A 10,953-nucleotide genomic window follows, 5' to 3' on the forward strand; every position below is an offset into this window, starting at 1 on the left:
GGATCGTCGGTGAACGCCTGCGACGTCCCAGTCGCTCGTTTATAAGTGATTGCTGATGGTGGAGCGGCGGTGAACGCCTCCAAAGCCCCAGCCGTGAGGGAGACGCACGCTCGCTGCGGTCCTCAGTCACTCGTTTCACTCGCTCTTGCGGTCCTTACGTCGCCTGCGTCTCCCTCACGGCTGCCCCTTTGATTCCCAACCCGCACCGCAACCGCGCCTCACGCCTCCCCAGCCTCGTCAGTCGCCGTCGCTTCGCTCCGGCGACTGACTCCCTCGCACGCGCTCTCGCCGGCGGCGTAGCCGCCGGCTGTCAGAGGGACCTTCGGTCCCTCGCTACTCGCGCCCTGCGGGCGCTCGGAGGCGCGCGCCATCGTACTCCATTTAAATAAACATCGTCGATCGCTTCGGTTTCTCGTCTCTCCGATTTCTCGGACACGATGGTCGCTTTGGATTCGAATCTTTCGACCCGGCTAAACCCCCGATATCGAAGCAGAAAACCGCCTAAGGGAGGGACACGTAGTAGTAGACATGCCAGCGAGAACAGCCCACCTGAACGTCACGGGCATGTCCTGCGCCAACTGCTCGGCGACGATCGAGGACGCCCTCGCGGACCTCGACGGGGTGGTCTCGGCGAACGCCAACTACGCCACCGACGAGAGCGCCGTCGAGTACGACCCCGAGGAGGCGTCGCTCGGCGAGATCTACGCGGCGATCGAGTCGGCCGGCTACGGCGCGGTCAGCGAGACCGTCACCGTGGCGATCGCGGACATGTCCTGTGCGAACTGCGCGGAGGCCAACGCGGAGGCCCTCGAATCGACGCCCGGCGTGATCGAGGCGACGGTGAACTACGCGACCGACGAGGCGCAGATCAGGTACAACCCCGCGGACGCCTCGCGCTCCGACCTCTACGACGCGATCGAGTCGGCGGGGTACTCGCCGGTCCGCGAAGGGGAGGGCGACGCGAGCGGGACCGACGCGACGGACGGTGAATCGAGCGGCGACGCCGGGCAGGACGCCCGCGACGCGGCCCGCGAGGAGGAGATCAGCAGACAGCTCCGCCTGACCCTCTTCGGGGCGGCGCTCGCGGCGCCGCTGCTGCTGTTCATGGCGGACCACCTCCTGCTCGACGGGGCGCTGTTCCCGGAGACCGTCTTCGGGGTCTCGATCGGGTGGGTCCAGTTCCTGCTCGCGACGCCCGTCCAGGTCGTCCTCGGCCGCCCGTTCTACGAGAACTCCTATAAGGCGCTCGTGACCAACGGGCGCGCCAACATGGACGTGCTGATCGCGCTCGGCTCCACGACCGCGTACGCCTACTCGGTCGCGGTCCTCGCCGGGCTCGTCGCCGGGAGCCTCTACTTCGACACGGCGGCGCTCATCCTCGTGTTCATCACGCTCGGTAACTACCTCGAGGCCCGCTCGAAGGGGCAGGCCGGCGAGGCGCTCCGGAAGCTCCTGGAGATGGAGGCCGATCGGGCCACCCTCGTCGACAGAGCGGCGTCGGAGACGCCGCATGCAGACGGCGAAGCCGTCGACGAGGACGGGACCGAGCGGGAGGTCCCCGTCGACGAGGTCGCGGTCGGCGACCGGATGAAGGTCCGCCCGGGCGAGAAGGTCCCGACCGACGGCGTCGTCGTCGACGGGCAGAGCGCGGTCGACGAGTCGATGGTGACCGGCGAGTCCGTCCCGGTCGAGAAGGGCGAGGGCGACGAGGTGATCGGCTCGACGATCAACGAGAACGGCGTGCTCGTGGTCGAGGCGACCAAGGTCGGCGCCGACACCGCCTTGCAGGGGATCGTCCGGACCGTCAAAGAGGCGCAGTCGCGCCAGCCCGAGATCCAGAACCTCGCCGACCGGATCTCCGCGTACTTCGTCCCGGCGGTCATCGTCAACGCCCTGCTGTGGGGGATCGTCTGGTTCCTCTTCCCCGAGACGCTTGCCGGGTTCGTGAACGCGCTCCCGCTGTGGGGGCTCGTCGCGGGCGGCCCGGCGGTCGCGGGCGGCGCCGTCTCGATCTCCGAGTTCGCGATCGTCGTGTTCGCCTCCGCGGTGCTCATCGCCTGTCCCTGCGCGCTCGGGCTGGCGACGCCCGCAGCGACGATGGTCGGCACCACCATCGGCGCCGGCCACGGCGTCCTGTTCAAGGGCGGCGACGTGCTCGAACGCGCCAAGGACGTCGACACCGTCGTCTTCGACAAGACCGGGACGCTCACCGAGGGCGCGATGGAGCTGACCGACGTGGTCGCGTTCGACCGCGACGGGGAGCCCGTCCCCGACGGCGGCGCGGCGCGGCACGTCGACCCCGACGACGACCTCGGGGACTCCGACGGCGACCGCGACGCGGAACGCGAGGTGCTCCGGACCGCCGCGATCGCCGAGCGCGGCAGCGAGCACCCGCTCGCCCGCGCCATCGTCGAGGGCGCCCGCGAGCGCGGCCTGGAGGTCCCCGAGCCGGACGACTTCGAGAACGTCCCCGGTCACGGGGTGCGCGCGACCGTCGAGGGCGAGGCGGTCCTCGTCGGAAACCGCAAGCTACTGGCCGACGAGGGGGTCGACGCCTCGTCCGCCGCCGAGACGATGGAGCGCCTCGAAGGCGAGGGGAAGACGGCGATGCTCGTCGCTCGCGTGCCCGCTGGCACGAGCGGCGGCGACCTGATCGGCGTCGTCGCCGACGCCGACACGGTCAAGCCGAGCGCCGCCGACGCCGTGGCGGCCCTCCGCGACCGCGGCATCGACGTGATGATGATCACCGGCGACAACGAGCGCACCGCCCGCGCCGTCGCCGAACGGGTGGGTATCGACCCCGAGAACGTCCGGGCGGGCGTCCTGCCCGAGGACAAGTCCGACGCCGTCGAGGCGATCCAAGACGAGGGCCGGCAGGCGATGATGGTCGGCGACGGCGTCAACGACGCGCCGGCGCTCGCGGTCGCGCACGTCGGCACCGCCATCGGGAGCGGTACCGACGTGGCGATCGAGGCCGCGGACGTGACGCTGATGCGCGACGACCCCCTCGACGTGGTGAAGGCGATCCGCGTCTCGGACGCGACCCTCCAGAAGATCAAACAAAACCTCGTGTGGGCGCTCGGCTACAACACGCTGATGATTCCGCTGGCCTCGCTCGGCCTGCTTCAGCCCGCGCTGGCCGCGGGGGCGATGGCGCTCTCCAGCGTGAGCGTGCTGACGAACAGCCTGCTGTTTCGGCGGTACGAGCCCGACCGCGACTACCGGCTGCTCGGCCGGCTGCGGTAGTCGCCGTCGCGGACGCCGTTTTCAGCGCGGCACCGTCGTCCTCGGCCGAACGCCGTTTCCAGCGCGGCACGTCCGACCCCGATTGAACGGCATCCCTCTCTGTGCTATTTTGATATAGCATCATGGAATTTACCACGTGGTCGACCCTCGATTCGCCGCTCTCAGGAACCGACCCGTTTCCGGCACCTGAGCCGTCTCTCCTTGGCGTTCGTCGGTTCCCGACCGCGATCGACCGGCTTTTTCCTCGCCGTACCGTTCGATCAGGTATGGCCGACGAGTTCGATCCCGAGAAGTTCGAGGACAAGTACGCCCACTACTTCCAGGAGCTCCAGCGCGCGTACAAGAACGCGTTCAACCACATGAACGAGCGCCGCGACTCCCAGCTGATCCACGGGATCGACCAGACGATCCTCAACGAGTCCGAGCCGTTCTACGAGGACGGCGAGTTCTACGTCGAACTCCCCGAGAACCCGCGCGATCGGATGGAGGGCGTCCTCGTCGACGACGAGACGTTCGAGGAGACGCTAGACGAGTACGTCGAGCGGATCGAAACGGAGCTCCACCGGACGTTTCAGGTCGACCGGCCGGAGTAGCGATCGCGGCCGGCTCGTCGTTCGAGACGTCGGTTCTCGCGGTTCGAGTCCGGTCGAACCAAAGGCATAAGCCCGCCGACCGCCAAATCACTGGCATGAGCACGGACACAGCCGACGCGGAAAACGAGCTTCGCGAGCGGATCACGAACTTCCTGCGGCGCAACTTCCCGCAGATTCAGATGCACGGCGGGAGCGCCGCGATCAGCCACCTCGACCGCGAGAACGGCGAGGTCACGATCCAGCTCGGGGGCGCCTGCTCCGGCTGCGGTATCTCGCCGATGACGATCCAGGCGATCAAGTCCCGGATGGTCAAGGAGATCCCGGAGATCGAGACGGTCCACGCCGACACCGGCATGGACTCCGGCGCCGACGGCGACCTCGGCGGCACCAGCAGCGACGGCATGTCCCCGTCGTTCCCCGGTGAGACGACCGACGACGGCGGCGACGACGAAGGCCCGCAGGCCCCGTTCTGAAGCCGGTCCCGGTACCTCTCGACTCTCCCTCTTCTCGCGATTTCGACGCCGGAGCGGCTCGCCTCTCCATTGCTCGCCGTAGCGCCATCGCTTATGAATAAATCGGATATCGCTATATCAACTTTCTCAGGACCGGTCAGGCGCACCGCGACTGAAGCCTTTTTGCCCCCGGCCATCGTGGACGGTTCCTATGCACCACCGGGAAGTCGAGACGACGGCGGAGTACGTGGCTCGATTCGAGACCGGCGCCGACTGGCGAGAGGAGATCGAGGACCTCGCCCGCGCGGAAGACGTCGAGGCGGGCTGGTTCACGGCGCTCGGCGCCGTGCAGGACGCGGACGTCTGGTTCTACGACCAGGAGGACACCGAGTACCAGTCCGTGACCTTCGACGAGCCGCTGGAGGTCGCCGCCTGCGTCGGGAACGTCTCGCTGCTCGACGGCGAGGTGTTCGCGCACACCCACGCCGTGCTGTCGCGGCCGAGCGGACAGGCGCTCGCCGGGCACCTCGACTCCGGGACGGTCTGGGCGGGCGAGTGTCACCTGCGGGCGTTCGACGAGCCGCTGGAGCGGTCCCACGACGCGGTCACCGACCTCGACTTATGGCTGTGAGGCGGATCTCGCGGCGATGAGGCCCGACGACGAGCGGTACTTCGCCCGGATCGAAGACAGGCTCGACGAGGCGCTGGCGCTCGCGGAGACGGCGAAGGGACAGGGGTACGACCCGGAGCCCGAGGTAGAGATCCCCGTCGCTCGCGACATGGCCGACCGGGTCGAGAACATCCTCGGCATCGACGGCGTCGCGGAGCGCGTCCGCGAGCTGGAAGGTGAGATGTCCCGCGAGGAGGCGGCGCTGGAACTCGTCACCGACTTCGTCGAGGGGACGGTCGGCGACTACGACTCCCGCGCCGGGAAAGTCGAGGGCGCGGTCCGGACCGCGGTCGCTCTCCTCACCGAGGGCGTCGTCGCCGCGCCGATCGAGGGGATCGACCGCGTCGAACTGCTGGAGAACGACGACGGCACCGAGTTCGTCAACGTCTACTACGCCGGGCCGATCCGGTCGGCGGGCGGGACCGCGCAGGCGCTTTCCGTCCTCGTCGCCGACTACGCCCGGTCGCTGCTGGGCATCGACGAGTACAAGCCGCGCGACGTGGAGGTCGAGCGCTACGCCGAGGAGATCGCCCTCTACGACAAGGAGACCGGGCTCCAGTACACGCCGAAGGACAAGGAGTCGAAGTTCATCGCGGAGCACATCCCCATCATGCTCGACGGGGAGGCGACGAGCGACGAGGAGGTCTCCGGCTTCCGCGACCTCGAACGGGTCGACACGAACTCGGCGCGCGGCGGGATGTGCCTCGTCGCCGCCGAGGGGATCGCCCTGAAGGCCCCGAAGATACAGCGGTACACCCGCGACCTCGACGAGGTCGACTGGCCGTGGCTCCAGGACCTGATCGACGGGACGATCGGGAAAGACGGCTCCGGCGAGAGCGACGCCGACGCATCGGCGGACGACGGTTCGGAGGCCCCGGACGGCGAATCGGGAGGGGAGGGCGACGACAGCGACGCCGAGAGCGACGAGGGAGGCGTCGAAACGGCGGGAGACGAACCCGACGGTCCGCCCCGGGCGAAACCCTCCCAGAAGTTCCTCCGGGACCTGATCGCGGGCCGCCCGGTGTTCACCCACCCGAGCGAGGCGGGCGGGTTCCGGCTCCGGTACGGTCGCGCGAGAAACCACGGGTTCGCGACCGGCGGGGTCCACCCGGCGACGATGCACCTCGTCGACGACTTCCTCGCGGCCGGGACGCAGATCAAGACGGAGCGCCCGGGCAAGGCCCACGGGGTCGTCCCCGTCGACTCCATCGAGGGGCCGACGGTCCGGCTCGCCAACGGCGAGGTCCGACGCATCGACGACCCGGAGGAGGCGAAGGAGGTCCGCAACGGCGTCGAGAAGGTGCTCGACCTCGGCGAGTACCTCGTCAACTACGGGGAGTTCGTCGAGAACAACCACCCGCTCGCGCCCGCCTCCTACGTGTACGAGTGGTGGGTGAAGGAGTTCGCCGACGCCGGCGCCGACGTACAGGCGATGGCGGACGACCCCCACGTCGACCTCGAACGCCCCGACGCCGACGAGGCGCTCGCGTGGGCGCGCGAGTACGACTGCCCGCTCCACCCGGAGTACACCTACCTCTGGCACGACGTGTCGGTCGCGGCGTTCGAGGCCCTCGCCGAGGCGGTCGCCGACGGCGACGTGGTCGAGGGCGTCCTCGCGATCGAGTGCACGGAGGCGACGCGGACGGCGTTGGAGGCGCTGCTGGTCGAGCACGCCGCGACGCCCGACGCCCTCCGAATCCCGACGTGGCGCCCGCTCGCGCGGTCGCTCGGAGTCGACGACGGCCTCCGGAAGACGTGGGACGACGGGGACCTCTCGGCGGCGGCCCGCGAGTGGGACGGCGGCGAGAACGCGGTGAAAGCCGTCAACGAGGTCGCGCCGTTCGAGATACGGGAGCGCGCGCCCACTCGGATCGGCAACCGGATGGGTCGCCCCGAGAAGTCGGAGAGCCGCGACCTCTCCCCGGCGGTCCACACGCTGTTCCCGATCAACGAGGCCGGCGGCCCCCAGCGCGACGTCGCCGAGGCCGCGAGCGTGATGGACGACTCGGGCCACCGCGGCCGGCTGGAGCTCCAGGTGTCGGACCGGGTCTGCCCCGACTGCGGCGAGCACACCTACAAGGCCCGGTGTCCGGACTGCGAGGTCCACACCGAGCCCCACTACGAGTGCAACGACTGCGGGACCGTCTGCGAGCCCGACGAGGCCGGCCGCGTCGAGTGCCCGCGCTGCGAGTGGGAGGTGCGGGCGGCGACGTATCAAGAGGTCGACGTAAACGACGCATATCGCTCCGCGCTGGAGACCGTCGGCGAGCGCGAGGCCTCCTTCGAGATCCTCAAAGGAGTCCAGGGGCTCACCTCGCGGAACAAGACGCCGGAGCCGATGGAGAAGGGAATCCTCCGCGCGAAGAACGGCGTCACGTCGTTCAAGGACGGCACCGTCAGGTACGACATGACGGACCTCCCGGTCACGTCGGTCCGGCCCGAGGAGCTGGACGTCACCGCCGACCACCTCCGGGAGATCGGCTACGAGACCGACATCGACGGCGAGCCCCTGCGCCACGACGACCAGCTCGTGGAGCTCCGGGTGCAGGACATCGTCCTCTCGGACGGCGCCGCGGAGCACATGCTCCGGACCGCCGACTTCGTCGACGACCTCCTCGAGCAGTTCTACGGCCTCCCCCGCTTCTACGAGGTGAACGAGCGCGACGACCTCGTCGGCGAGCTCGTCTTCGGGATGGCGCCCCACACGAGTGCGGCAACTGTCGGAAGGGTGGTAGGATTCACGTCGGCCGCCGTCGGATACGCTCATCCGTACTTCCACGCCGCGAAACGGCGGAACTGCTTCCATCCGGAGACGAAGATATGGTTTGAGGACGAGACGGGTCAGTTGCGATACGATAGCATCGACGACTTCGTCGAGACGTACCTCGATCAGTCCGATGTCGATTTCGACGACTTCGGGACAGCGATTGGCGAGTTGGAGGGGGTCGACGGAAATCTGTCCGTGCCCGCGGTAACTGCTGATGGAGAGCGAGTCTCTCGTCCAGTAGAGGCGGTCAGCAAACACGAAGCCCCGGATCATCTGGTACGGATCCGCACGGTATCCGGCCGCTCGATAACCGTCACTCCGGATCACGGGGTCCACGTATACGACGGAGAGCAGGACGAAATCGTCGGTACGGAAGCACGAGACCTCGACACGACCGACAAACTGGTCATTCCCGATTCGATCGGGCGCGACGACACCAGTCGGGACCCACAGCGGTTCGATCTACTCGCCGAGTTCATTCGATCCGAGGCGGTCCCGACCGACCGTCTCATGATCAAGGGCTTGGACAAAGACCGACTGTACGAGCTCTTCGAGGACGCGTTCGCGGACGACTGGGAGGGACAGTTCTATCCGCTCAAGAGTATGACGGAGGTGTTCGGCACGAACAAGAAGACGCTGAGCAACTACTTGTACCGAGAGAGCTTCCCTGCGTCGTATCTCCAGCGGTGTTTCTCCTCGCTCGACGATCTCCTCGCGTTCGTTCCCGAAGACGTGACGCTCGGCATGAAACGCGATCGCACCGAGATCGATCGGGTTGTCGATCTCAACGAGCGCGTCGCGACGGTACTCGGCTACTACGCAGCCGAGGGCTTCGCCCGCGAACAGGAAACTCCGAAGGGAGCGATCCACCAGACGACCATCTGTGGCACCGAAGCGGAAGCGAGGGAGTTCTTCCTCGACGCTCTGCGTGATGAGTTCGGCGTAGACCCGTACGAAGAGAACCATGCGAAAGTCACAGTTTCGGGCCGTCTTCTGCGTGCCTTCTTCGACTCGGTACTCGATGCCGGCGTATACGCAGAGACGAAGCGCGTTCCGAATCCGATCCTTGACGCACCCGAAGCGATCGTCGGTGCGTACCTGAGCGGGTACTTCAGCGGTGACGGTGGGGTCGATAAGGGATCCCTCCGAATCACGGCCACGACTGTGAGCGAGGAGCTTCGGGAGGACCTGATCGCGCTCCTCAGGCGGCTTGATATCCACGCCACGGTCGATCGACCGGAGCGCGTCCGACTCCACGAGAAGTTCCCCGAGTTCTACGACGAGAGCGATAAGCGGCTGACTTCACAGACATACGTCATTGCAGTCTCGTCACATGATGCCATCCGATTTTCCGAAATTGCCGGCTTCCACCTCTCTCGAAAGAACGACCGGCTGATGGAGAACGTCTCGTCTGTCGAGCCGTACGCACCGAAGGTGTCTGACGGCGGATCCGGAGAGTACCTCGTCGAGAACGTCGACGAAGTAGAGATCGTCGAAAGCGACGTTGAGAACGTGTACTGTCTCACCGTCGAAGAGACACATTCGCTCGTTGCGAACGATCTGTCGGTCGATCAATGCGATGGTGACGAGGATTGTGTGATGCTGCTCATGGACGGACTTCTCAACTTCTCGAAAGAGTTTCTGCCCGACCAACGCGGCGGCCGCATGGATGCACCCTTGGTCATGTCCTCGCGGATCGACCCCTCCGAGATCGACGACGAGGCGCACAACATGGACATCGTGCGCGAGTACCCGCGCGAGTTCTACGAGGCGACGCTGGAGCTGACCGACCCGGAGGAGCTGGAAGACCGGATCCAGCTCGGCGAGGACACGCTCGGGACCGACGAGGAGTACCACGGGTTCGACCACACTCACGACACGACGGACATCGCGATGGGGCCGGACCTGTCGGCGTACAAGACGCTCGGCGACATGATGGAGAAGATGGACGCGCAGCTGGCGCTCGCTCGGAAGATCCGCGCGGTCGACGAGACCGACGTGGCCGAGCGGGTCATCGAGTACCACTTCCTGCCGGACATCATCGGGAACCTCCGCGCGTTCTCGCGGCAGGAGACGCGGTGTCTCGACTGCGGCGAGAAGTACCGTCGGATGCCCCTCTCGGGCGACTGCCGCGAGTGCGGCGGGCGCGTGAACCTCACCGTCCACCAGGGGTCGGTGAACAAGTACGTCGACACCGCCATCGAGGTCGCCGACCGGTTCGGCTGCCGGCCCTACACGAAACAGCGACTGAAGGTGTTAGAGGAGTCGCTCGAATCGATCTTCGAAGACGACACGAACAAGCAGTCCGGTATCGCGGACTTCATGTGACGGTCGCGGCCGCGGCACGCGTGCCGCCGCAGCGCGGGACGCAACGGCACGCGTCCGGTCCCGCCGGGAAGGGGGGCTCCCGGCGGCGGACCGGGGGATGACATCGGCAGGGTTCTCGGGTGACTTCCAAGTGAGTGTGCCTCTCGCCGAGCGGGCGGGGTGGAAGTCATCTGTATTTGCGTCTCCGCACACTTGTTCGGCAGGCATGGTATGGCATGTCACTGAACTGGACCGAGGAACCGGTCCGCTCCTCAGCCGTCGCTCCGCGCCTCCTCGACGACTTGCGTGAACTCTCGGGCGGTCTCGGTGATCTCGTCGTAGTCGCCGCGCTCGGCCGCGTCGTAGTCGACGAGGGCGCCGCCGGCGCCGACCGCGAACGCGCCGGCCTCGACGTAGTCGCCGGCGTTGTCCGGGCTGACGCCGCCGGTCGGCATCATCGGGATCTGGCCGAGCGGGCCCTTCATCGCTCCGAGGTGGGACGGGCCGACGGTCTTCGCGGGGAACACCTTCACGAAGTCGGCGCCGGCCTCGTAGCCGCGGATCGCCTCCGTCGGGGTCATCACGCCGGGCGCCGTCACGGCGCCGTAGCGGTTGCAGGTCTCGATCACGTCCTCGTGGAGGCTCGGCGAGACGACGAACTCCGCGCCGGCCATCAGCGTGGTCCGGGCGGTCTCGCTGTCTAGGACGGTACCGGTACCGACGACCACCTCGTCGCCGAACGACCCCGTCACTTCGCGGAGCTTCTCGGCGACGCCGGGCGTGTCCGCGGTGATCTCGACGGCGGTGACCCCGCCCTCGCGGAGCGCCTCCGTGATCCCGATGAGCTGGTCGGCCTCGACTCCGCGCAGCACCGCGACGACGCCGGTGTCGGCGAGCCGCGAGAGCGTCTCGTTCATA

Annotated in this window: 6 protein-coding genes; 5 read left to right on the forward strand and 1 reads right to left on the reverse strand. The window is 67.6% G+C overall.

Annotated features, from left to right (window positions below; translation table 11 throughout):
- Positions 1-528: 528 nt before the first annotated feature.
- The 5 genes from DJ81_RS09235 (at position 529) to polC (ending at position 10,056) form a co-directional block, all read left to right on the forward strand.
- A complete protein-coding gene (locus tag DJ81_RS09235; RefSeq protein WP_094589408.1) occupies positions 529-3,246 on the forward strand; it encodes a heavy metal translocating P-type ATPase in 2,718 nt (905 codons plus the stop codon).
- A 266-nt stretch (positions 3,247-3,512) separates the two neighbouring features.
- Positions 3,513-3,839, forward strand: coding sequence for a DUF5783 family protein (locus tag DJ81_RS09240; protein WP_094525443.1), 327 nt, complete (start codon positions 3,513-3,515; stop codon positions 3,837-3,839).
- A gap of 95 nt (positions 3,840-3,934) precedes the next feature.
- On the forward strand, positions 3,935-4,312 hold the full coding sequence (locus DJ81_RS09245; protein WP_094525444.1) for a NifU family protein: 378 nt from the start codon (positions 3,935-3,937) through the stop codon (positions 4,310-4,312).
- 190 nt (positions 4,313-4,502) lie between these two features.
- On the forward strand, positions 4,503-4,922 hold the full coding sequence (locus DJ81_RS09250) for a PPC domain-containing DNA-binding protein (protein WP_094525445.1): 420 nt from the start codon (positions 4,503-4,505) through the stop codon (positions 4,920-4,922).
- 16 nt (positions 4,923-4,938) lie between these two features.
- Positions 4,939-10,056, forward strand: a complete 5,118-nt coding sequence (polC, locus tag DJ81_RS09255; protein WP_094589410.1) for a DNA polymerase II large subunit — start codon at positions 4,939-4,941, stop codon at positions 10,054-10,056.
- Positions 10,057-10,307: 251 nt separating this feature from the next.
- Here the strand turns inward: polC and DJ81_RS09260 are convergent, their stop codons facing one another.
- Positions 10,308-10,952, reverse strand: a complete 645-nt coding sequence (locus DJ81_RS09260) for a bifunctional 4-hydroxy-2-oxoglutarate aldolase/2-dehydro-3-deoxy-phosphogluconate aldolase (RefSeq protein ID WP_094527655.1) — start codon at positions 10,950-10,952, stop codon at positions 10,308-10,310.
- Between the last annotated feature and the right edge of the window lies 1 nt (position 10,953).

The sequence above is a fragment of the Halorubrum sp. Hd13 genome (assembly GCF_002252755.1).
GTDB lineage: Archaea > Halobacteriota > Halobacteria > Halobacteriales > Haloferacaceae > Halorubrum.

Coding starts and splice junctions, on each gene's coding strand:
- DJ81_RS09235 (WP_094589408.1), top strand. CDS start 529: ATGCCAGCGAGAACAGCCCACCTGAACGTCACGGGCATGTCCTGCGCC.
- DJ81_RS09250 (WP_094525445.1), top strand. CDS start 4,503: ATGCACCACCGGGAAGTCGAGACGACGGCGGAGTACGTGGCTCGATTC.
- DJ81_RS09245 (WP_094525444.1), top strand. CDS start 3,935: ATGAGCACGGACACAGCCGACGCGGAAAACGAGCTTCGCGAGCGGATC.
- DJ81_RS09240 (WP_094525443.1), top strand. CDS start 3,513: ATGGCCGACGAGTTCGATCCCGAGAAGTTCGAGGACAAGTACGCCCAC.
- DJ81_RS09260 (WP_094527655.1), bottom strand. CDS start 10,952: ATGAACGAGACGCTCTCGCGGCTCGCCGACACCGGCGTCGTCGCGGTG.
- polC (WP_094589410.1), top strand. CDS start 4,939: ATGAGGCCCGACGACGAGCGGTACTTCGCCCGGATCGAAGACAGGCTC.